The organism is Nocardioides anomalus (assembly GCF_011046535.1).
Lineage (GTDB): Bacteria > Actinomycetota > Actinomycetes > Propionibacteriales > Nocardioidaceae > Nocardioides > Nocardioides anomalus.
This window is the reverse complement of record NZ_CP049257.1, coordinates 969502-990688: the sequence shown is the minus strand read 5'-3', so window position 1 is coordinate 990688 and position 21187 is coordinate 969502. Positions and strand designations below refer to the sequence as shown.

Here is a 21187-nt window from a genome sequence, read left to right as displayed (position 1 = left end):
GAGGATCCGGTGGTCACGGGCGCGTCCGCTCTCGGACACGTCTACATGGGGGAGGCGTCCGTGCGCGCCACGGCACCTGTTCGTCTGCTGTCCGCTCTGGCCCTCGTGGGGGCCGGGCTCGCGCTCGCCGCGCCTTCCACACCCGCGGCGGCTGTCGACCCGTACCCGTTCCCCTTCAAGGACGACACCTTCACCCTCTCCGACCAGCCGGGCTTCCCGAGCGCGCTGGTGACCCGCGGTGGGGACGCGACCTGGCTGAGCGGGACGCTCAACTCCGCCGTCGCCCAGGAGTACGGCCTCACGGCCAAGAAGGCCTCCGACATCAGCGACGCGCTGCGGCAGAGCTGGGTCGACGAGCAGCCCTACCCCGATCCCAGCGGCTCCGTGGCCGGCGCCGACTCGGTCGCCCTCGGCTACCTGACCCACTTCGACGACGACGACCCCGATGACCTCTCCGCGGCGTACCTCACCAAGGGCACCGGGGGCGCGAAGGACAACGTCCGGATCTACGGTCCGCAGTCCCGCGGCTTCGGGAACTTCAGCGGACTCGACGTGGCCCCGGGGGTGCTCTCGATCACGGTCACCGAGCCCGCGGTCGGGCAGCCGTCCTACGTCTTCCTCCGGTACGCCGACCACTTGGGCGCGGTGAGCGTGGCCGACAACGGCGAGATGAAGGAGGTCACCGTCACGGGTGGACCCACCGGCAAGCTGCTGGACCTCTACCACCGGGGCACCTGGCTCGACCAGGGCTCGGCCAAGAACACCGCTCTCGACGAGCGCAAGCGCGCCTTCGCCGTGCTGACCGACGAGGGCGGGAGCCCGGACACGCTCAGGGCCCGGATGCTCACCGTCGCCAGCCACACCGCCACCTCGGTGACCGTCTCGCCGACCACGTACAGCATCGCCCAGCAGATGCCGTCGTCCGGCACCCGCTCCTGGCTGCCCACCGGTCAGGTGCGCTACGCCTTCGCCGGCGGCACCGAGAGCAGCCTCTTCAACAACGGCAACCCCCAGTACTTCCTGGCCATGACGGGCCGGGACGCCGCGGCCGGCGGTGGCCAGGCCCACAACCACCTGGTGGCCTCGCTGAAGGGGTCGAAGAACATCATCGACTCCCTCGCCGACGGCGACGGCAGCAAGTGCGGCGACGACACCCCGCTGGCCATCGACGTGGAGAGCTACCACGCCGACTCCATGCTGGGGTGCGCGTCCGTGCGGGTCATCGGCGACGCCGACCGACTCGTGCAGAACATGGGGCGGCTCCACTACGCCTCGGGCTACCCGACCCCGACCTGGCTCGGGCAGCACGACAACGCCGTCGACAACCAGGACCGCCTCGGCCAGCTGAACCCCCGCGTCGTGCTCCCGTGCGCGACCCTGATGGCGGCCGCCGGCCAGAGCTGCAGCATCGGCGCCACGGCCCCCGGGGACGGCGCCGGCAACGCCACGCTCCAGACCACGCTCGCCGCCGACGTCGACAGCAGCGCCCCGGACCCGACCTTCAGCCGCCAGTACGTGACCAGCGACGAGTGGCTGGACCAGAAGAAGCCCGCGACCACGGGTGCGGCCGGTCAGTTCCAGTGGACCCGGCTCGCCGGCTACCAGACGGTGGGCACCGACGCGCCGCTGCTGGTGGCGCCGCTCCCCCTGGAGGTCAACGAGGTCCAGGTCCGCATCACCGCCACCCAGCCGGTGCTCACCCGCTCCAAGCCGATCCCGATCGCCTTCCTGGCCGCGCCGCCGGAGGTCTCCGGGGCCGGCCAGCAGGGCGACGCCCCGGAGTTCGCCTCGACGACCGGCTCCTCCAACGGGAGCACGACGTCCACCTCGAGCCGGATCGGTGTGCACGTCGGCATGGAGTGGGAGGACCCGCTCGGCGCGAACGGCCTGTCCATCGAGGCCAACCTCGAGAGCGAGGTCAGCGACGACAAGACGCTCGAGCGGACCGTCACCACCGCCCAGGCGTTCCGCGGCCTGGAGGACCAGGACGTGGTGGTCTACCGGACGGTGCCCACCGTGCAGTGGCGAGGCGAGGTGGTCCACTCCAGCACCGGCGTGGGGGCAGGCTCCCAGACCTCGATCGACTTCCCGACCGATGGTGTCGTCACCTCGGCGGCCAGCGTCTCCAGCCTGGCCCGGAGCTACCCGGACCTGTTCGGACCGACCGGCCAGCTCAAGCCGGTGCTGGACCAGGTCTTCGACCACGAGGTCGGCAACCCGGGCAGCTACCGGCCCTACGGCACCGACGGCTCCGCCGTCAGCGACTACTGCGACGGCTCGCTCGCCGACAACGGCGACCGCCAGCTCAAGTCGCTGGACCCGCTGGTGCCCGGGAACCCCTACCTCGCACCTACCCCTGTGCCGCCCAAGCCTGACATCCTGGTCAGCGCCCAGCACGACGTGCAGACCGGCACGGGCAACGCCGAGGGCGCGACGTTCGCCATCGAGAACGCCACGACCAACAGCCGCGTGCAGAGCACGTCGCTGGACGTCAGCATCAGCGGGCGCGCGGGCTACATCGCCGCCGGTGTGAGCGGCGGCTACACCTGGGGTCAGGGCTGGAGCTCCACGATCTCCGACGGCGCCGAGTTCGCGTCGTACGTCGGCCACATCCCCTCGGACAACCCGGCCTTCGACACCGAGACCTACTCCTGGCGCTCGTTCCTGTGCCAGAAGACGGTCGGCGACAGCACCGGCGCGCCGATCACCGCGTGGGTCCTCGACTACGCCGTCGACGGCTACCAGGGCTCCGGCGGCCTGGCCCCGCTCGCGCCGGTCGTCGCCGCCGGACCGGTCGCGAGCGCGACGACCGACCCCCAGGCGACCCGGCTGCGGTGGAGCCAGGAGACCGGCACGGTCGAGACCTACGACTGGCGGCTCGAGGCCGTCGGCGCGCAGGACGTGCGCTCCGGCTCGATCGGCTTCGACACGCCCAAGGACTCGAAGGCGCACAACACCCCGACCCACGACGTCGCGGTCGGTGGGGCCCCGCTGCTCCCCGGCCAGCTCTACCGCTGGAAGGTGGTGGCCACCGACTTCTTCGGCAACGCCACGACCAGCGACTGGGAGTACTTCGTCACCAGCAAGCCGGCCGCCGCGCCGGGACCGCCGGTCGCGGTGGACGACCGGACGTCGGTGCTCGAGGACCACGCGGCGGTGGTGAACGTGACGGGCAACGACACCAACCCGGGTGGCGGCGCGTTGACGGTCGCAGTGGCCGACGACCCGGTCCGGGGCACCGCGACGGTCCAGGGCGGCGCGGTGCGCTACGAGCCCAAGGCGAACTGGTGTGGCGTCGACTCCTTCGACTACACCGTCACCGACGCCTCGGGCCGGTCCTCGACCGCCACGGCGACGGTGCGCGTGCGGTGCGTGAACGACGCGCCGGTGGCGGTCAACGACCGGGTGCGGATGCCGCAAGGTGACCGCACGGTGTCGGTGCTCGCGCCGGGTCCGCTCGGCAACGACAAGGACGCCGACAGGGACGACCTGGAGCCCAAGCTGATCCGGGCCCCCCAGGGCGTCGACGTCGAGCTCGGGGAGCGGGGCGCGCTGTTCGTCACCATCCCGAGGACGATGCCGCGCGAGGGCACGCTCAAGATCAAGTACCGCGCCTGCGACGACGAGTCCTGCAGCGACGTCGCGACCATCACGATCGTGCTGTAGCAGCCGCGCAGTCTAGGGACAGCTCGCGCGCAGGACCCGCCTCGTCGAGGCCGGGTCCTGCGCCAGGGCGGCTGCTGGCCGGACCGGACGAGCGGTGAAGCCACCGCCGCAGTTGGGGCACACGCCGCGCAGCACCTGCTCGGCGCAGTCACGGCACCAGGTGCACTCGTAGCTGCAGATCATCGCGTCGGGCGAGTCCGGCGGCAGGTCGCGGTTGCAGCACTCGCAGTTGGGACGCAGCTCCAGCACACCGAGATCCTCTCAGCTCGAGGTCGGGAACTGCAGGCTCGCGCCCGAGGCCTGCCGGGTCTCGGGCCACCGGCTGGTGACCACCTTGGCCCGGCTGTAGAAGGCCACGCCCTCCGGCCCGTGGACGTGGGTGTCGCCGAACAGCGAGTCCTTCCAGCCGCCGAAGGAGTAGAACGCCATCGGCACCGGGACCGGGACGTTGATGCCGATCATCCCGACGTGCACGCCGCGCTGGAAGCGCCGCGCGGCCGCGCCCGAGGAGGTGAAGACCGCGGTGCCGTTGCCGTAGGGGTTGGCGTTGACCACGGCGATGGCCTCGTCCACGTCGTCGGCCCGCACCACCGACAGCACCGGCCCGAACACCTCCTCGCGGTAGACCTCCATGTCGGTGGTCACCGCGTCGAGCACGGTCGGGCCGACGAAGAACCCGTCCTCGTGACCCGGGACGACGAGCCCGCGCCCGTCCACGGCCACCCGGGCGCCGGCGCGCTCACCGCTGTCGACCAGCCCGACGATCCGCTCGCGTGCGGCCGCGGTGACGACCGGGCCCATCTCGCTGGCCTCGTCGCGGCCCGGGCCCACGCGCACGGCGCGGGCGCGCTGGGCCACGGCCTCGACGACCCGGTCCGCCCCGGCGCCGACCGCGACCGCCGCGGACACCGCCATGCACCGCTCCCCCGCCGACCCGAAGGCCGCGGCGGCCAGGTGGTCGGCGGCGAAGTCCACGTCGGCGTCGGGCAGCACGACCGCGTGGTTCTTGGCCCCGCCCAGGGCCTGGACCCGCTTGCCCGCGGCGCTGGCGCGCTCGTGGATCGAGCGGGCGATCGGCGTGCTCCCGACGAAGGAGACCGCCGCCACCCACGGCGAGTCCAGCAGCGCGTCGACCGCGACCCGGTCGCCGTGGACGACGTTGAAGACGCCGTCGGGCAGCCCGGCCTCCTGCCAGAGCTCGGCCAGCAGCAGCGACGCGGACGGATCACGCTCGCTCGGCTTGAGCACGAAGGTGTTGCCGCACGCGATGGCCACGGGGAACATCCACATCGGCACCATGGCCGGGAAGTTGAACGGCGTGATGCCGACGCAGACGCCGAGCGGCTCGCGGAAGGAGTAGGAGTCCACGCCCTGCGAGACCTGGTCGGAGTAGGAGCCCTTGAGCAGGTGCGGCACTCCGCACGCGAACTCGACCACCTCCAGCCCGCGCTGCACCTCCCCGAGGGCGTCGGAGAGGACCTTGCCGTGCTCGTCGGTGATGGCCTCGGCCAGCCGCTGCGCGTCGCGGGCCACCAGCTCGCGGAACGCGAACAGGATCTTGCTGCGCGCCGTGACCGACGTCTGCGACCACCCGGCGAACGCGTCGTGGGCCGCGGCCACCACCGCCTCGACGTCGGCGGCCTCGGCCAGCAGGACCTGGCGCGCGGTCCGGCCGGTGGCCGGGTCGAAGACCGGCGAGGTGCGCGTCGAGCCGAGCGCCGTGCGGGCGCCGGCGACCCAGTGCTGGACGGTCTGCGGGGTGCTCACGCCCCGAACCTAGCCGTCGCTCGGGCCGGTCAGGCCCGGGCGGCCGCGGCGATCACCACGGCCAGGGAGGCGACCAGGCAGGCCAGCGCGACCAGCCACGTGGTCGGCCGTGACCAGCGCGCCTGGGACACGAACGGCAGCACCAGCCCGGGCAGCCCGACCGCGAAGCCGAGCAGGATCCACCCCACCCCGCCGTCGGCGAAGCCGGACAGGCAGGAGATGACCGAGACGAGCACCGCCGCCCCGACGAGCGTGTCGCGACCCCAGTCCTCGGCGACCGAGCCGAGGCCCCGGGCCACCTCGCCGGCGATCGACGGGCCCTGCTCCTCGTGGGTGGGTGGCGGCTCGCTCACGTGTCGGCGCCCTCGTCGGCGGCGTCGTCCGGTGCGGCGGCGGCCACCGCGTCCGGACCCTCCTCGAGGAGTCGCTTGAAGCCGTCCTCGTCGAGCACGGTGACGCCGAGCTGCTCGGCCTTGTCGGCCTTGGAGCCGGCGTTCTCGCCGACCACGACGAAGTCGGTCTTCTTCGACACCGAGCCGGAGGCCTTGCCACCGCGGGCCAGGATCGACTCCTTGGCCGAGTCGCGCGAGAAGTCGACCAGCGAGCCGGTGACGACGACCGTCAGCCCCTCCAGGGTGCGCGCGACGGATGCGTCGGGCACGTCCTCCATCGAGACCCCGGCGGCGACCCACTTGTCGACGATCTCGACGTGCCAGTCGACGCCGAACCACTCGATCACGGCCTCGGCGATGATCGGCCCGACGCCCTGGGCCGCGGCCAGCTCCTCCTCCGACGCCGCGCGGATCCGCTCCATGGACCGGAACTCCTGGGCCAGCGCCCGCGCTGCCGTCGGCCCGACGTGGCGGATCGAGAGCGCGACCAGGACCCGCCAGAGGGGTACGTCGAGCCGGCTGCGCAGGTTGTCGAGCAGGCGCTGGCCGTTGGCCGTGAGCTGCGGCCCGTCCTCGCCCTTCTTGGGCGCGCGGGTGAAGAGCGGCGCCGTGCGGAGTGCGGCCTCGTCGAGGTCGAAGATGTCGCCCTCGTTGCCGATCGCGCCCGCCTCGAGCAGCGCGCTGGCCGCCTCGTAGCCCAGGCCCTCGACGTCGAACGCCCCGCGCCCGGCCACGTGGAACACGCGCTCGCGCACCTGGGCGGGGCAGTACTGGTGGTTGGGGCAGCGCAGGTCGCGGTCGCCCTCCTTCTGCTGGTAGAGCGTGCTCCCGCAGGCCGGGCACTCGGTCGGCATCACCCACTCGGGCAGCCCCTCGGGGCGCAGCGGCAGCACCGGCCCGAGGATCTCGGGGATCACGTCGCCGGCCTTGCGCAGGATCACCGTGTCGCCCGGGCGCACGTCCTTGCGCTTGACCTCGTGCGCGTTGTGCAGCGTGGCCTTCTCCACCGTCGAGCCCGCGACCTTGGTCGGCTCCATGAGCCCGAACGGCGAGACCCGGCCGGTCCGCCCCACCTGGACGTCGATGGCCAGCAGCTTGGCGTTGACCTCCTCGGGCGGGTACTTGAAGGCGATCGCCCACCGCGGCGCCCGGCTCGTCGAGCCCAGCCGCCGCTGCAGCGCCACGTCGTCGACCTTGACCACCACGCCGTCGATCTCGTAGGGCACGATCGTGTGGCGGTGCTCGCCGGCGTGCTCGACGTAGGCCTCGACGTCCTCGAGACCGGCCACCACCTTGACCTGGTCGGAGACCGGCAGCCCCCAGGCCGCCAGCGCCTCGTAGGCGTGCGACTGAGCGTCGGGGCTGAACCCCTCGCGCGCCCCGATCCCGTGGCACACCATCCCGAGCGCCCGCGACGCGGTGACCCGCGGGTCCTTCTGCCGCAGCGACCCCGCGGCCGAGTTGCGCGGGTTGGCGAACGGCGCCTTGCCGGCCTCCAGCAACGACTCGTTGAGCCGCTCGAACGCCTTCACGGGCAAGAACACCTCGCCGCGCACCTCGACCAGCCCCGGCACCGGGAACTCCTCGGTCCCGGTGAGCCGGCTCGGCACCGACTCGATCGTCTTCACGTTGGGCGTGACGTCCTCACCCGTGCGCCCGTCGCCCCGGGTGAGCGCCCGCACCAGCCGCCCGTCCTCGTAGAGCAGGTTGATGGCCAGCCCGTCGACCTTGAGCTCGCACAGCAGCGCCGCGTCCTCCGCCCCCCTCCCGGGCCAGCCGCGCGTACCACGCCTCGAGCTCGTCGTAGGTGAACGCGTTGTCCAGCGACTCCATCCGCTGCAGGTGGTCGACCGCCGTGAACTCGGTCGACACCGCCCCGCCGACCTTCTGCGTCGGCGAGTCCGGCGTCTGCAGCTCCGGGAACTGCGCCTCCAGCGCCTCGAGCCGCCGCATCCGCTTGTCGAAGTCCGCGTCGTCCAGCGTCGGGTCGTCGAGCACGTAGTAGCGGTAGCGAGCCTCGTCGACCTCCTCCGCCAGCCGCTGGTGCTCCTCGCGGGCCTGCGGCGTCGCTGCCTGGGGTTCGCTGGTCACGGTCGACATTCTGCCGGTCACCGCCGACAGGTCGTCCGAGCTCTGGGTCCTGTCTCTGCCTGCCGGTGCGGCTGCTCGCTGGCTGGGGTGATCAATTGCGTGCGGCACTTGTAACGCTCAGTTACGGGAACTGTCGACCCGTTGCAACGGGTCGGAAGATCCGATAACTGCGCGTTACAAGTTCTCGGCGGCGCCGGCCGCGGCAACCCGCACCACACCCCCACCCACCCGTGAAGGCGGAGACGAGACGGTGCCGCCGCCGACCAGGCCGCCTGTGGGCTGACCCGGCCCCCGCCTGACCGCAGCCCCCTCGCCGAACGCTAGACCCGCGGCGTGGGGCACGCATACGCGGCGCGACCACGCTGGGGGCAGTCGCGTGCACCACGGCGTCGGTTGCGTTCGGTGAGGGGGCTGCGGTCCGGCGGGGGCCGGGTCAGTCCACAGGCGGCGGGACCCGAGAGCCCGCACCACGAGACCCAGCACCCAGACACACCGCCCGACTGGTCCAGACCTGCCCCACAAAAGCGATTGGGTCAGAGGCCTCCTCCATGCCACGCTGAGACCCGATGAAACGAAACCGTTTCGTTTCACGCGTGTGAACGAGGAGCGGACCTGCTCATGTCCCCCCAGGCCGAGGCCGCTGCCGCCGCCACCCGTCCGCGGGTCGAGGGCGACCGGGAGTCGGAGATCCTCGAGGCGGCGCTGGCCGTCCTCGCGGAGGTCGGCTACGACCGGCTGACCATGGATGCGGTGGCCACCAAGGCCAAGGCGTCCAAGGCGACGCTCTACCGGCGGTGGAACGGCAAGGTCCAGCTGGTCATCGACGCGCTGCACCACGGGCACCGGCACGAGGGCCCCGGCCTGGAGATGCCCGACACCGGGACGCTGCGCGGCGACCTGCTGGCGGCGTACTGCGGCCACGGTGGTCTCACCGACAAGCCGGAGGTCGACGGGTTCGTCGCTATCCTCACCGCCATCAGCCGCGACGCCGACTTCGCCGAGGCGTTCCGCTCCCAGGTGCTGGCGCCCAAGCTGGCGGCCTCGTCGGCGATCTTCGACCGGGCCAAGGCGCGCGGTGAGGTGCGCGAGGACGTCGACATCGAGCTGCTGGCGCCGGCGCTGGCCGGGATCGTCCTGCACCGCTTCTTCATCATGGGCGAGCCCCCGACCCCCGAGACGATCGCGCAGGTCGTCGACCAGATCATCCTGCCCGCCGCCACCGCGGCCGGCCGGTAGCCCACCCTCCCAACCCGCCCACGAGGCAGAAGGAACACGATGACCGACACCACCGTGCCCGACCGCGACGAGGTCGAGGCGAACAGCGGGAAGGAGCTGCACCTGGGCTGGGCCCTGGTGCTGATCTCCGTCGCGCAGCTGATGGTCGTGCTGGACGGCACGATCGTGAACATCGCCCTGCCCTACATCCAGAGCGACCTCGACATCTCCAGCGCCAACCTGACCTGGGTGGTCACCGGCTACGCGCTCGCCTTCGGCAGCCTGCTGCTGCTGGGCGGCCGCCTCGGTGACCTCTACGGCCGCCGGCGCATCTTCATGGCCGGCCTGGCCATCTTCGCCGTGGCCTCCGGGCTCGGCGGTCTGGCCAACAGCGAGGGCATGCTGCTCGCCGCCCGTGGTCTGCAGGGCCTCGGCGCCGCGCTCGCCTCGCCCGCCGCCCTGGCGCTGATCACCACGACGTTCCCGGCCGGTCCGGCCCGCAACCGCGCCTTCGCCGTGTACGCCGCGATGTCCGGTGCCGGCGCGGCCGTCGGCCTGCTGCTCGGCGGGTGGCTCACCGGCCTGGACGGCGTCTTCGGCCTCGACATCGAGGGCTGGCGCCTCACCCTGCTGATCAACCTCCCGATCGGCCTGGCCGCCGCCGCCCTGGCCCCGCGCTTCCTGCGCGAGTCCGAGACCCAGGACCACGCGCTCGACCTGCCCGGCGCGGTCCTCGGCACCCTGGGCCTGCTCGGCCTGGTCTACGGCTTCAGCCGCGCCGGCTCGGACGGCTGGACCGACACCTGGACCCTGGCCAGCCTGATCGCGGGCGCCGTGGTGCTGGTGGCCTTCGTCCTGGTCGAGCGCCGCACGGCCGACCCGCTGCTGCCGTTCCGGGTGTTCCTCAACCGGACGCGCGGGGCGTCGTACGCCGCGATGTTCCTCGCGCCGGCCGCGATGTTCGCGATGTTCTACTTCCTGAGCCAGTACATCCAGAACGTCATGGGCTACAGCCCGATCAAGGCCGGCGTCGCGTTCCTGCCGTTCTGCGCCGGCATCGTGGTGGCCGCGGGCCTCAGCTCCAACCTGGTCAACCGGTTCGACGCCCGCTACATCGCCGGCGTCGGCACGCTGATGGCGGCGGCGGGGCTGTTCGGGTTCTCCCGCCTGCCCTACGACACCGACTTCCCGGTCTCGGACGTGACCGGGAGCTACGTCACCGACCTGCTGCCCTTCATCCTGCTGATGTCGCTGGGCATGGGCGCGACCTTCGTCCCGCTCACGCTCACCGCGGTGCACCACCTGCGGGCCGACGACTCCGGGATCGGCTCGGGCGTGCTCAACACCATGCAGCAGGTGGGCGGTGCGCTCGGCCTGGCCATCCTGGGCAGCGCGGCCACGCAGATCGTCTCCGACCGCACCGCCGAGCTGTCCAAGGCGGCGGCCCAGGCCGGCGGCGCGGCCCCGTCCGAGGCCCAGCAGTCGGCGCTCCAGCAGGTGCTCGGCGCGCAGATCTTCACCGAGGGCGCGACCAACGCCTTCCTGGTCGGCTCGCTGATGATGCTGCTGGCCTCGGTGGTCGTGTGGACGTTCCTCAACGTCAAGCACGAGGAGCTCGCGACCGACGGCCCCGAGGGCGCGCACGTCGGGGTCTGAACCCCGGCACGACTTCGCCGTACGACGCACCGCGGCCCCCGCTCCTCGGAGCGGGGGCCGCGGTCTGCGTCGGGGTTGGGCCTCAGCTGGTGAGCGCGTCCTCGATGGCGCCGACGAAGGCGTCGAGGTCGTCGGGGTTGCGGCTGGTGATGAGGTTGCCGTCGACGACGACCTCCTCGTCGACCCAGGTCCCGCCGGCGTTCTTGACGTCGAGGGCCACCGACTCGAAGCTCGTCAGCCGCTTGCCCTCGACCAGCCCGGCCGAGACCAGCAGCCACGGCGCGTGGCAGATGACGGCCAGCGGCTTGTCGGCCTCGGTCACCTGACGCACCAGCTCCTGGGCGTCCTCGTCGACGCGCAGCTTGTCGGCGTTCACCGTGCCGCCGGGCACGACGAGGGCGTCGATGGTGTCGACGTCGATGTCGCCGAAGCTGCCGTCGGCCTGGATCTCCTGCTTCGGGTCGGTGTCGCCCTCCACGGTCTGGATGGAGGAGCCGTCGGGCGAGTAGATCTTCACCGTCGCGCCGGCCTCGGTCAGCGCGTCGCGCGGGGTGGTCAGCTCGGCGTCCTCGACGAAGGTCACTGCGATGATCGCGACGTTCTTGCCGCTCAGGTCAGCCATGTCCCGGCGGTAACCGTGGCCTCACTGCCGGACGCTCACCCGGAAAGGTGAGTGGCCGCCTCGTGCAGCAGCGCGAGCGAGCGCTGGGCCCACGCCGGCGAGGCCCCGGCCAGCCCGCACGACGGCGTCAGGACGAGCCGCTCCCCCACCTCCTCGGGGTCCAGACCGACCATCTCCAGCCAGCGCAGCAAGGCCTCGGTGACCTGGGCGTCCGTAGGCACGTCGGCCGGGTCGGTGGACGGCACGACACCGAGCGCCACCGTCTCCCCCGCCTCGAGGGCGGTGGCCACCTCGTCGTGGTCGCGCGCGGACAGGTGGGCGTGGTCGACGCTCAGCCCGCGGGCGCCGGCGCCTCGGAGCAGGTCGAGCGGCGTCTCGCCCGCGCACGAGTGCACCCACGGCTCGGCGCCCGCCTCGGCCACGGCCCGGAGCACCCACTCGAGGGCCTGTGACGCCTCGGGGGCGTGCACGGTGCGGTGCCGGGAGAAGCCGGAGGCGGTGGGCACCCGGCCGGCCAGGACGGCGGCCAGGGCCGGCTCGTCGACCTGCACCACGAGCCGCTCGACGCCCGGCAGCCGGCGGCGCACGTCGGCCACGTGGTCGCCCAGCCCCTCGGCCAGGGCCTGGGCCAGGTCGCGGCGGGCGCCGTGGTCGGCGAGCACCTTGTCGCCGCGCGGCCGCTCGACGGTGGCGGCCAGCGTCCACGGCCCGGCGACCTGGACCTTGAACACGCCGGCGTAGCCCTGGGCCTGCTCCTCCAGCCCGTCCAGGTCCTGGGCCAGCAGGCTCCGGGCGCGGCGCTGGTCCACGCCCGGGCCGTCGGTGAGCCGCCAGCCCGCCGGCTGGAGGTCCGCGCCGAGCGCGGCCACCACAGCCATGGCCCGGCCGGTCATGGACGCGGTGGCGCCTCGACCGGGCACCTCGGGCAGGTAGGCCAGCTCCGGCAGCTCGCCGAGCACGAGTCGGACGGCCTCGTCGTACGCGCGCTGGTCGTCCCCAGGGTGGGAGCCGACGCCGGTGGCGAGCGTCATCCGAGCCGCCCCGCGCCCAGCAGGGTCTCGCGGCGCTCGGCCGGGACCGGCTCCTCGACCACGCCGCGACCCTCGGTCGCGTGCAGCAGCCCGACCTCGGTGACGAACCCGACGTGGCTCACCGGCTCGCCGCGACGACCGAAGAAGAACAGGTCGCCCGGCTCCGGCTCGCTGACCGGCGCGGCGGCCGCGGCCTGGTCCGCGGCGTCGCGCGGGACCCGCACGCCACAGGCCCGGAAGGCCAGGTGCACGAGTCCGGAGCAGTCGAGGCCGCCCCAGACGTACGCCGCGCCGAGCCGGCCGCGCGCCACGTCGAGCGGGGTCGCGCCGAGCGCCGCGGTCGGCACCCAGCCCGGGTAGCCGGCCGGGTCCAGCGAGCTCGGCTGGTCCGGCACGACGACGCGCGTCCAGTGGGCACCGGTGGCGACCACGACCGCCTCCTCGCCCACCGCGAGCGTGGTGACCCGCTCCGAGCGCTCGTCCGGATCGCGGTGGACCGGGGTCTCGCGGATCGCCCTCATGGGTCCATCCTGCCGACCCGCACCCGACCGGCGGGGTAGGCCACCGGCCCGGGGTCGCGCAGCCACCACGCGCCGTCGAGGTCGGGCACCACGTCGCAGCCGACCTCGGCCGCCAGCCGGGCCGCCGCGGCCACGCCGACCGGGCCCTCGAGCATGCAGCCGACGGTGACGCCGAGGCCGTGCTGCCGGGCCACCCGGGCCAGCTCGCGGGCGGGTGTGAGGCCGCCCGCCTTGGCCAGCTTGAGGTTGACCAGGTCGGCCGCACCGAGGCGGATCACCGCGACCAGGTCCTCGAGCCCGAAGACCGACTCGTCGGCCAGCACCGGGACCGGGGCGTGCCGCCGCACGTGGGCCAGGCCGAGCAGGTCACGAGCGGGGACGGGCTGCTCGACCAGCTCGAGGCCCTGGTCGGCCAGGTCGTCGAGGACCGCGAGCGCGGTGTGCGCGTCCCAGCCCTGGTTGGCGTCGATGCGCAACGCGGCCCCGGGCGCGGCGGCGCGGGCGGCCCGGACCCGCGCGCGGTCCAGCGCGGGGTCGGTGCCGACCTTGAGCTTGAGGTCGGTGAACCCCTCCGCCACGCGCGCCGCGGCCGCGGCGGCGACGTCGTCCGGCTCGCCCACGGGCAGCGTCACCACGGTGGGCAGGTCCACGGCCGGCGCGCCGCCCAGGCCGTGCAGTGCGCAGTCGAGCGCGCTCTTCGCGGCCCCGTGGCCGAGCACGGCCCGGTCCAGCCGCGGCCACAGGGCTCGCGGATCGACCGCGCGGCCCAGGACCGCGTCGCGCAGCGGGCCCTCCAGGACGGCGGTGTTGCCCTCGAGGGTGGTGCCGAGGACGGGGCCGTTGGCCGGCGCCTCGCCGTACCCCACCCGGCCGTCGCTGTCGGTCACCCGCACCAGGACCGACTCCACGCTGGTGGCCCGGCGCAGGGCGGTGACGAACGGCGTGTGGAGCGGCGCGCTGAGCCGCTCGACCTCGACCCGCTCGACGGCGGTCACCGGCGGCGGGTCCAGGCCTCGCGGGCGGCGAGGGCGATGGTGCCCTCGGGCTCGTCGCGGGTCAGCACCACCAGCGCGAACGGCGTCGCGTCGGGCGGGCGGACGATGCCCATGTCGTGGCGGTGGCCCTCGATCCAGCCGGTCTTGTTGGCCACCGGCGTGCCCTCGGGGAGCCCGGCCGGGATGCCCTCGCGGTAGGTCTGACCGCGCATCACGTCCTCGACCTCGTCGTGCACCGCCGCGACCCGGCCCAGCAGCTCGCCCCACTGCCGGGCGCTGGCGGCGTTGACGATGCCGCGGTCGGTGGCCGGCTGGTCGCCGATCATCCGCAGCACCTGCGGCATCAGCGCGGTGACGGCGGCGACACCGGTCTGCTCCATGACCAGGTCGGTGGCCAGGTTGCCCGAGTGGACGATGGCGCGCCGCACGAGCTCGCGCAGCTCCTGGTCGCCCCCGACGTCGTCCCACGTGTCCGGGTCCTGGTCGCCCGCCTCGTCGAGCGCGAAGGTCTCCCCCACCACCACGGAGTCGAAGTCGGTGTGCACCGGCACCGAGCGGTCCAGGTCGAGCGCCTCGGCGGCCATGGCCACCGGCACCTTCATCAGCGACGCGGCCAGCACCGGCTCGTCGGCGTCCTGGGCCCACCACGTCGCGCCGTCGAGGCCGCCCAGCCAGACGTGGACGCTCACCGTCGGGTGGCGGCGATGGTGGCCGAGCCGACGACGCGGGTGCCGTCGTACACCACCGCGGCCTGCCCCGGCGCGATGCCGTACGCCGGCTCGAGGAGCTCGACCTCCACGCCGTCGCCGTCGACGGTGACGACCGCCGGGTGCTCGGCGCCGTGCGCGCGCAGCTGGACGGTGCCGCGCAGGCGGGCGGGCGGCGTACCGCACCAGCGTGGGCGGATGCCGGTGAGGCCGTGCACGGCCAGGTGCTCGCGCGGACCGACGGTGACCGTGCCGGAGACCGGCTCGATGTCGAGCACGAAGCGCGGCTTGCCGTCCGGGGCCGGCCGGCCCAGCCGCAGGCCCTTGCGCTGGCCGATGGTGTAGCCGAACGTGCCCTCGTGCCGGCCGAGCTCGGTGCCGTCCTCGTCGAGGATCGCGCCCTCGGTGTTGGGCGCGCGCTCGCCGAGCTTCTCGCGCAGCCAGCCGGAGGTGTCGCCGTCGGCGACGAAGCAGATGTCGTGGCTGTCGGGCTTGTCCGCGACCAGCAGCCCGCGCTCGGCCGCCTCGCGCCGCACGTCGGCCTTGGTCGAGCCGCCCAGCGGGAACAGCGAGTGCCGCAGCTGCTCCTGGTCGAGGACCCCGAGCACGTAGGACTGGTCCTTGCCGTCGTCGACGGCGCGGTGCATCTCGACCTGCCCGTCCGTGCCCTGCCGGAGCCGGGCGTAGTGCCCGGTCGCGACGGCGTCGAAGCCGAGGGCCAGCGCCCGGTCGAGGACCGCGGCGAACTTGATCTTCTCGTTGCACCGCAGGCACGGGTTGGGCGTCCGGCCGGCGGCGTACTCGGCCAGGAAGTCCTCGACCACGTCCTCGTGGAACTCCTCCGACAGGTCCCAGACGTAGAAGGGGATGCCGATGACGTCGGCCGCGCGGCGCGCGTCGTTGGCGTCCTCGATGGTGCAGCAGCCACGTGCGCCGGACCGGTACGACGCGGGGTTGCGCGACAGGGCGAGGTGGATGCCGGTGACGTCGTGGCCGGCCTCGGCGGCGCGCGCCGCGGCGACGGCGGAGTCCACGCCGCCGGACATGGCAGCGAGGACCTTCATCAGCGGGCCCTCGCCGCCCGGGCGCGTTCGACCGCGGGCCCGATGGCCTCGACCACCGCGTCGACGTCGGCCGCCGTGGAGGTGTGGCCGAGGGAGAACCGCAGGGAGTGCCGCGCCTGGACCGGGTCGCAGCCCATGGCCAGCAGGACGTGCGAGGGCTGCGGTACGCCGGCCGAGCAGGCCGAGCCGGTCGAGGTCTCGATGCCGTGGGCGTCGAGCAGCATGAGCAGCGAGTCGCCCTCGCAGTCGGGGAAGCCGAGGTGGGCGTTGCCGGGCAGCCGGTGCACGCCGAGGGGGTCCAGTGCGCCGCCGTGCACGTGCGCGTCGGGCACCACCTCGCGCACCCGGCGGACCAGGTCGTCGCGCAGCGCGCCGATGCGGGTCGCCCGGTCGGCCTGCTCCTTGACGGCCAGCTCGACCGCGGCCGCGAAGCCGGCGATGGCCGGGGTGTCCAGGGTGCCGCTGCGGATGTCGCGCTCCTGACCGCCGCCGTGCACCAGCGGGGTGAGCTCGAGCTCGCGGCGCACGACGAGCGCACCGACGCCGTACGGACCGCCGAGCTTGTGCCCGGTGATCGTCATCGCGTCGACCCCGCTGGCCGCGAAGTCCACGGGCACCGCGCCGACGGCCTGCACGGCGTCGGTGTGCACCGGGATGCCGTGCTCGGCGGCGATCGCGACGATCTCCTCGATCGGCTGGACGGTGCCGACCTCGTTGTTGGCCCACATCACCGAGATCAGCGAGACCGGACGCTCGGACACGAGCTCGCGCAGGTGGTCGAGGTCGACACTGCCGGTCGCGTCGACGCGGATCAGCCGGACGTCGGCCTCGTCGGCGTCGCGGAGCCAGTCGGTGGCGTCGAGGACCGCGTGGTGCTCGACGGCCGAGGCGAGCAGCCGCGGGGTGCCGCCGAGGGCGTCCATCCGCGACCAGTGGATGCCCTTGACCGCGAGGTTGTCGGCCTCGGTGCCGCCGGAGGTGAACACGACCTCGCCGGGTCGGCAGCCGACCGCCTGGGCGATGGTCTCGCGCGACTCCTCGACGATCCGGCGGGCGTGCCGGCCGGAGGCGTGCAGCGAGCTGGGGTTGCCGACCTCGAGCAGGTGGGCCGTCATGGCCTCCACCGCGGCCGGCACCATCGGCGTGGTGGCGGCGTGGTCGAGGTAGACCGTGCGCTCCGGAGCAGTCATGACCTGCCCAGCGTACGGCGCCCGGCCCGGAGGTCGGACGTCGATGCCCGCGTCAGCGCAGCCGCCCGAGCCAGCGGTGGTCCGGGTGCAGCTCGGCCACCGCCTCGCGCAGCCAGGTCCGCCGCGCGTCGTCGAGCAGCGGCAGCGCGGCCTCGAGGTCCGCGTCGTCCTCGGGGCGCAGGTGCTTGGCCTTGAAGAGCAGCGCCACCTCCGGCGCCAGGAAGCGCAGCCCGTCCTCGCGCACCCAGGTGACCTCGTCCAGGACCGCGGTGTGCCGCGGCAGCCGGCGGTTGACCCACCGGCCGTCGGCGTCGGGGTTCAGCAGCACCTCGAAGGCCCACGGCGCGTCCGCGCCCGGGCGCACCCACAGCTGGTCGGCCTCGGGGTGCAGCGGCAGCTCGTCGGTGAACGGGCGCAGTGCACCGTCGAAGACCGACCAGCACTGGAAGCGGTCGGCCAGCGCGGTCCGCAGCGCGTCGGCGTCGCGGCGCAACGCCGCGAGGTCCAGGTCCTTGTGCCGACGGCGCACGCCGGTGAAGGCCTCGACCGCCCATCCGCCGGCGACCCACCACGGGCCGGCGAAGCCGGCCATCAGGGCCGGCGCGTCCTCCGGGCGGGGGACGTCCCACGGGCCGTACCACCGGCGGATCTCGGCTTCATCCACGCGCTGCGACCGTGGCCACGAGCCCGTTGTGGTCCGAGCCCTCGATGTCGACGGTCTCGGTGCCGAGGGAGGCGAGGGTGTCGGCGACGAGCACGTGGTCGATGCGGACCAGCGGCGGCAGCAGCGGGAAGATCGAGACGTGGTTGGCCGGCCAGGTGGGCTGCCAACCGACGTTGGCCAGCTCGCCGGCGTCGCGGAAGCCGGCGTCGTCGAGCTCGCGCATCACGTCGTGGTCGGGGGTGGCGTTCATGTCGCCGACGACGAGATCGGCGTGCGCGGCGACGGCCTCGTCGCGGATGACGTCGTGGTCGCGGCGCCAGGCGGGCGGGTCGACGGGCGCGACGGGGTGGACGGCGAGCAGGGTGAGGGACCCGACCTGGACGCGGTAGGAGCGGAACTGGGTGTTGAGCAGCGCGGGCTCGCCGAGCGGCTGGTCGGAGAAGACCATGGTCCCGGCCACGTCGGGGTCGGGGTCGCCGATCCGGTTCGGCAGGAGCTCGGCCAGCCCGAGGTCGTCGAGCTTCTCCAGCGCGACCGGGGTGATCTCCTCCAGGACCAGGACGTCGACGTGGTGGTCGCGCACCGCGCCGATCACGTCGGCCGGGTCGCCGCGGCCCTCGTAGAGGTTCGCGTTCATCACGACCAGGTGTGCCGCCCCCGGCGCGGGCGCGGGGTTGTCGCCGAGCACCTGGGGCGAGAACCACCAGGCGTGCAGGCCGAGCCCGACCAGCGCGAGCACGGCGCCGACCGCACGCGGTCGCCAGCCCTCGCGGCGGCGTCGAGCGGCGCCGGCCGCGAGCAGGACCAGCAGCGCGGCGTACAGCGGGAGCCCGATCGGCGTGAACGCCTCGATGCGGATGAGCGTCCCGACGTCGGTGTCGGTCACGCGCGAGCCGGTGATGAGCAGCGCCGGCGTGGCCAGCGTGAGGACCACGAGCCAGAACACGGCCTGCATCAGAGCAGCACCAGGTCGTCGCGGTGCACGACCTCGCGTTCGTACGCCGCGCCCAGCTCGCGCTTGAGGTCGCCCGAGGAGCGGCCGAGGAGCGCGGGCAGCTCCTCGGAGTCGAAGTTCACCAGCCCGCGCGCCACCGGTACGCCGTCCGGCCCGGCGATGGCGACGGGGTCGCCGGCGTGGAAGGTGCCGACGACACCGGTGACGCCGGCCGCGAGCAGCGAGGCGCGCCGCTGGGTGACCGCGGCGACCGCCCCGGGGTCGAGCACGAGCGTGCCGAGGGGCTCGGTGGCGTGGGCCAGCCACAGCAGCCGGGTGGGCTGCCGCCTGCCGGTGGCGTGGAAGAGCGTGCCGACCGCGTCGCCGGCCAGCGCGTCGCCGACCCGTTCGGCCGCGGTGAGCACGACCGGGATGCCGGCGCCGGTGGCGATCCGGGCCGCGTCGAGCTTGGTCTGCATGCCGCCGGTGCCGACGCCCGCGGGGCCGGCCTTGCCGACCTTCACGCCACCGAGGTCGTCCCAGGACCGGACCTCGGGGACCAGGCTCGCGCCGGGCGAGGCCGGCGGCCCGTCGTACAGCCCGTCGACGTCGGAGAGCAGCACCAGCAGGTCGGCGTGGACCAGGTGCGCGACCAGGGCGGCCAGCCGGTCGTTGTCGCCGAAGCGGATCTCGGTGGTGGCCACGGTGTCGTTCTCGTTGACGATCGGCAGCACGCCGAGCTCGAGCAGCTTGGCGAAGGTCTGGTAGGCGTTGCGGTAGTGCGAGCGCCGGGTCACGTCGTCCACGGTGAGCAGGACCTGGCCCGCGACCACGCCGTAGCGCGCGAGCTCCTCGGTGTAGCGGTGCACCAGCAGCCCCTGCCCGACCGACGCGGCGGCCTGCTGTGCCGGCAGACCGCGCGGCCGGCGCACCAGCCCGAGCGGGACCAGCCCGGCGGCGATGGCCCCGGAGGAGACCAGCACGACCTCCACCCCGCGGGCGCGGGTGGCGGCCAGCGCCTCGACCAGGTGGCGCACCCGGCCGGGGTCGATGCCCCCACCGGCGCTGGTCAGTGAGGACGAGCCGACCTTGACCACGACGCGCCGGGCGTCGGTGACCTCAGTCCTCGTCGTCGACACGGTCTGGATCCTGCTCGGACCCGATCTCGTACGACGTGGGACCCGCCGGGGTGCGCCGTCCGCGGCGCTCCTCGTCGAGGCGGCGGGCCACGTCGGCGCGCTCCTCGCCCTCGGAGCGCTCGGACATGGCCTCCTGGATCTCGCGGCGACGCTGGGCGGCCGGACGCTTCTCGTCGAAGCGCTGGTCCTCGCCACGGCGCGACAGGATCTCGGCGCCGGCGTCCAGCTCGGGGCGGAAGTCGAAGACCACGGCGTCGTCGGGGTCACCGATCATCACCGTGTCGCCCGCCTCCGCGCCCAGCTTGAGCAGCTTGGCCTCGACCCCGAGCCGGTTGAGCCGGTCGGCCAGGAAGCCGACCGCCTCGTCGTTGCTGAAGTCGGTCTGGCGCACCCAGCGCTCGGGCTTGGTGCCGCGCACGTGCCAGCCGGCGTCGGTGGCGGTCACCGTGAAGTGGTCGCTGCCGTCGGAGCCCGCGGGCCGCAGCACGATCCGGGTCGCCTCGACCACCTCGCGCTCGGCGCGCGCGGCCCGGACGATCTCGGCCATCGCGAAGGTCAGCTCGCGCAGCCCCTCCCCCGAGGCCGCGCTGACCAGGAACACCCGGTGCCCCTGCTCGCGCAGGTCCGCCAGGACGATCTCGGCCAGGTCGCGCCCGTCCGGGACGTCGACCTTGTTGAGCGCCACCAGCCGCGGCCGGTCCTCGAGCCCGCCGTAGCGGCTCAGCTCGCTCTCGATCACCACGAGGTCGTCGACCGGGTTGCGGCCCGGCTCCATCGACGCGGTGTCGACCACGTGGACCAGGGCGGCGCAGCGCTCGACGTGGCGCAGGAACTCGTGGCCGAGCCCGCGGCCCTCGCTCGCGCCCTCGATGAGGCCGGGCACGTCGGCGACGGTGTAGGTCGTCTCGCCCGCGGTCACCACGCCGAGGTTGGGCACCAGCGTGGTGAAGGGGTAGTCGGCGACCTTGGGCCGCGCCCGCGAGATCGCGGCGATGAGGCTGGACTTGCCGGCGCTGGGGAAGCCCACCAGCCCGACGTCGGCCACCACCTTGAGCTCGAGCACGACCTCGAGCTCGTCGCCGGGCTCGCCGAGCAGCGCGAAGCCGGGGGCCTTGCGCTTGCTGCTGGCCAGCGCGGCGTTGCCGAGCCCGCCGCGCCCGCCTTGGGCCACGACCAGCTCGGTGCCGGGACCGACCAGGTCGGCCAGCACCTCGCCGCGGCGGTCGGTGACCACGGTGCCGTCGGGCACCGGCAGGACCAGGTCGCCGCCGTGGGAGCCGTTGCGGTGCCCACCGGCGCCGTGGCCGCCCACGCCGGCCTTGCGCTTGGGGCTGTGGTGGTAGTCGACGAGCGTGGTCACGTCGGGGTCCACGCGCAGGATCACCGAGCCACCGGGGCCGCCGTTCCCGCCGTCCGGGCCGCCGAGCGGCTTGAACTTCTCGCGGTGCACCGACGCCACGCCGTTGCCGCCGCGCCCGGCGCTGACGTGCAGCGTCACGCGGTCGACGAAGGTCGGGACGGCCATGGGTCAGG

17 protein-coding genes and 1 pseudogene are annotated in these 21187 nt (G+C 73.9%); 3 read left to right on the top strand and 15 right to left on the bottom strand.

The features are described 5' to 3' along the window. Positions 1–60 precede the first annotated feature (60 nt). Positions 61–3666, top strand: a complete 3606-nt coding sequence (locus tag G5V58_RS05140) for a cadherin-like domain-containing protein (protein ID WP_165229353.1) — start codon at positions 61–63, stop codon at positions 3664–3666. Between the two features lie 12 nt (positions 3667–3678). Here G5V58_RS05140 and G5V58_RS05135 read toward each other — a convergent pair whose 3' ends face one another. From G5V58_RS05135 to ligA, 4 genes and pseudogenes are all read right to left on the bottom strand, one after another. Next, positions 3679–3915, bottom strand: coding sequence for a DUF1272 domain-containing protein (locus G5V58_RS05135; RefSeq protein ID WP_165229350.1), 237 nt, complete (start codon positions 3913–3915; stop codon positions 3679–3681). A 12-nt stretch (positions 3916–3927) separates the two neighbouring features. Beyond that, positions 3928–5433: a CoA-acylating methylmalonate-semialdehyde dehydrogenase gene (locus G5V58_RS05130; RefSeq protein ID WP_165229347.1), complete on the bottom strand. Its 1506-nt coding sequence runs from the start codon at positions 5431–5433 to the stop codon at positions 3928–3930. A 29-nt stretch (positions 5434–5462) separates the two neighbouring features. Beyond that, positions 5463–5786: a hypothetical protein gene (locus G5V58_RS05125; RefSeq protein ID WP_165229344.1), complete on the bottom strand. Its 324-nt coding sequence runs from the start codon at positions 5784–5786 to the stop codon at positions 5463–5465. Next, a pseudogene (gene ligA / locus G5V58_RS05120) lies at positions 5783–7925 on the bottom strand (NAD-dependent DNA ligase LigA). The gene G5V58_RS05125 and the pseudogene ligA overlap by 4 nt, the downstream one beginning before the upstream one ends. A gap of 609 nt (positions 7926–8534) precedes the next feature. Here ligA and G5V58_RS05115 point away from each other — a divergent pair. Together G5V58_RS05115 and G5V58_RS05110 are read left to right on the top strand one after the other, a co-directional pair. Further along, positions 8535–9152: a TetR/AcrR family transcriptional regulator gene (locus tag G5V58_RS05115; protein WP_165229341.1), complete on the top strand. Its 618-nt coding sequence runs from the start codon at positions 8535–8537 to the stop codon at positions 9150–9152. A 39-nt stretch (positions 9153–9191) separates the two neighbouring features. Next, on the top strand, positions 9192–10787 hold the full coding sequence (locus tag G5V58_RS05110; protein ID WP_165229338.1) for an MFS transporter: 1596 nt from the start codon (positions 9192–9194) through the stop codon (positions 10785–10787). Positions 10788–10869: 82 nt separating this feature from the next. Here G5V58_RS05110 and G5V58_RS05105 read toward each other — a convergent pair whose 3' ends face one another. Genes G5V58_RS05105 through obgE form a run of 11 tightly spaced genes read right to left on the bottom strand, consistent with a single transcriptional unit; the run spans position 10870 to position 21179 of the window. Then, positions 10870–11409 (bottom strand): type 1 glutamine amidotransferase domain-containing protein, encoded by a 540-nt coding sequence (locus G5V58_RS05105; RefSeq protein ID WP_165229335.1) that lies wholly within the window; start codon positions 11407–11409, stop codon positions 10870–10872. 35 nt (positions 11410–11444) lie between these two features. Then, positions 11445–12440 (bottom strand): methionine synthase, encoded by a 996-nt coding sequence (locus tag G5V58_RS05100; RefSeq protein WP_165229332.1) that lies wholly within the window; start codon positions 12438–12440, stop codon positions 11445–11447. Further along, positions 12437–12961: a C40 family peptidase gene (locus G5V58_RS05095; RefSeq protein ID WP_165229329.1), complete on the bottom strand. Its 525-nt coding sequence runs from the start codon at positions 12959–12961 to the stop codon at positions 12437–12439. The genes G5V58_RS05100 and G5V58_RS05095 overlap by 4 nt, the downstream gene beginning before the upstream one ends. Next, positions 12958–13956 carry a dipeptide epimerase gene (locus tag G5V58_RS05090; protein ID WP_165229326.1) on the bottom strand — a complete coding sequence of 333 codons (999 nt, stop codon included), beginning with the start codon at positions 13954–13956 and terminating at the stop codon, positions 12958–12960. Before G5V58_RS05090 ends, G5V58_RS05095 begins: the two co-directional genes overlap by 4 nt. Further along, positions 13953–14645, bottom strand: a complete 693-nt coding sequence (locus G5V58_RS05085; RefSeq protein WP_165229323.1) for a serine hydrolase — start codon at positions 14643–14645, stop codon at positions 13953–13955. Before G5V58_RS05085 ends, G5V58_RS05090 begins: the two co-directional genes overlap by 4 nt. Then, positions 14642–15727 carry a tRNA 2-thiouridine(34) synthase MnmA gene (gene mnmA / locus G5V58_RS05080; protein ID WP_165229320.1) on the bottom strand — a complete coding sequence of 362 codons (1086 nt, stop codon included), beginning with the start codon at positions 15725–15727 and terminating at the stop codon, positions 14642–14644. Before mnmA ends, G5V58_RS05085 begins: the two co-directional genes overlap by 4 nt. Further along, complete coding sequence (locus G5V58_RS05075; RefSeq protein ID WP_165229317.1) at positions 15727–16917, bottom strand: cysteine desulfurase family protein; 1191 nt, start codon at positions 16915–16917, stop codon at positions 15727–15729. The genes mnmA and G5V58_RS05075 overlap by 1 nt, the downstream gene beginning before the upstream one ends. 52 nt (positions 16918–16969) lie before the next feature. Then, positions 16970–17581, bottom strand: coding sequence for a nucleotidyltransferase domain-containing protein (locus G5V58_RS05070; RefSeq protein WP_165229314.1), 612 nt, complete (start codon positions 17579–17581; stop codon positions 16970–16972). Beyond that, positions 17574–18536 (bottom strand): endonuclease/exonuclease/phosphatase family protein, encoded by a 963-nt coding sequence (locus G5V58_RS05065; protein ID WP_165229311.1) that lies wholly within the window; start codon positions 18534–18536, stop codon positions 17574–17576. Before G5V58_RS05065 ends, G5V58_RS05070 begins: the two co-directional genes overlap by 8 nt. Then, positions 18536–19654: a glutamate 5-kinase gene (gene proB / locus G5V58_RS05060; protein WP_230487101.1), complete on the bottom strand. Its 1119-nt coding sequence runs from the start codon at positions 19652–19654 to the stop codon at positions 18536–18538. The genes G5V58_RS05065 and proB overlap by 1 nt, the downstream gene beginning before the upstream one ends. Then, complete coding sequence (gene obgE, locus G5V58_RS05055; protein WP_165229308.1) at positions 19635–21179, bottom strand: GTPase ObgE; 1545 nt, start codon at positions 21177–21179, stop codon at positions 19635–19637. The genes proB and obgE overlap by 20 nt, the downstream gene beginning before the upstream one ends. Positions 21180–21187 lie beyond the last annotated feature (8 nt).